Origin of the sequence: Microtetraspora sp. AC03309, assembly GCF_020826795.1 — a bacterium.
In the GTDB taxonomy this organism is placed as follows: Bacteria; Actinomycetota; Actinomycetes; order Streptosporangiales; family Streptosporangiaceae; genus Microtetraspora; species Microtetraspora glauca.
This window is the reverse complement of the sequence record NZ_JADDIL010000220.1, coordinates 1-1,072: the sequence shown is the minus strand read 5'-3', so window position 1 is coordinate 1,072 and position 1,072 is coordinate 1. Positions and strand designations below refer to the sequence as shown.

The following is a 1,072-nucleotide window of genomic DNA, read 5'->3' as shown; positions in this document are numbered from 1 at the left end:
GGGTAAATACCCGGATCGGACCCCACTTGCACTTACCCTGGCAGCTGTGACCAGCCACCCGCAGGACCCACAAGCCTGGCAACGACCGGGTTACTCGGACGATTCCGCCAGGCCGACCGGGGCCAGCCTGGTCGACCCCGAAGACGACCTGCCTTCGGAGAACTACGGCGGAGACTTCGAGACCACCGCCATTCCGCGCTACGACTCGAAAACGGGTGACCAGTCGGCATTCAGCCTGGTTCCCGACCCCGAGCCCCTTCCGTACGCGCAGTCCGGCCCCGCTCCGATGGCGCCCTTCAATGCCGAGCCTGCCGAGATCGAGCGCGACGAGTTCGTCGACGAGCGCGTCAGGGCTGCCGGTAGACGTGGCACTCAGGACCTCGGCCTGCTGATCCTGCGCGTGGCGCTGGGCGGGCTGATGATCATCCACGGCCTGCAGAAGGCCTTCGGCTGGTGGGGCGGCCCGGGGCTCGACGGTTTCAACACCTCACTGGGTGAGATGGGGTACAAGAACGCCGACATCCTGACCTATGCGGCCACCGGTGGGCAGATCGCCGCCGGTGTCCTGCTGGTCCTCGGGCTGTTCACCCCCATCGCGGCGGCCGGTGCGCTGGCGTATCTGATCAACGGGGTGCTGGCGACGGCGATGGCCGCTCACGAGCAGGCCCGCCTTGCCGAGGTCATCACCGACGGCACTGAATACCGGATGATCGTCGTCGTCGCCGCGGTGATGATCGCCTACAACGCGCTGGTGCGCCGGACGGCGAGGTGGCTCAAATGAACCGCGCCACCCGGATAACACTCCTGGTGTTGTTCGGCCTGTTCTTCCTGTTCCCCCTCTATGCCATGGCCGATTTCTCCACCCGCAATCTGATCGCCGGTGGCCGCACCGCTGCGGCTTGGAGAAACCTGGTGACCGACGAGGAGTTGTATCACGCCATCGTGATCTCGCTGCTGCTCGCGGTGTTCACCGTCCTCGCCATGCTGGTCTTGCTGGTGCCGACGATGATCTGGGTACGCGTGCGGGCCCGCTGGGCCGCGCGGGTCGTGGAGTTTCTGTGCCTGCTGCCGC

The 1,072-nt window shown here is 66.3% G+C and carries 1 protein-coding gene and 1 pseudogene; both read left to right on the top strand.

The window, feature by feature from the left end; all coding sequences use genetic code 11:
• A partial coding sequence (locus IMZ11_RS42430) for a DoxX family protein (protein WP_228649213.1) occupies positions 1-781 on the top strand: 781 nt, incomplete at its 5' end.
• Positions 778-1,072: pseudogene (locus IMZ11_RS42425) on the top strand (ABC transporter permease); the annotation flags it as partial. The gene IMZ11_RS42430 and the pseudogene IMZ11_RS42425, both read left to right, overlap by 4 nt.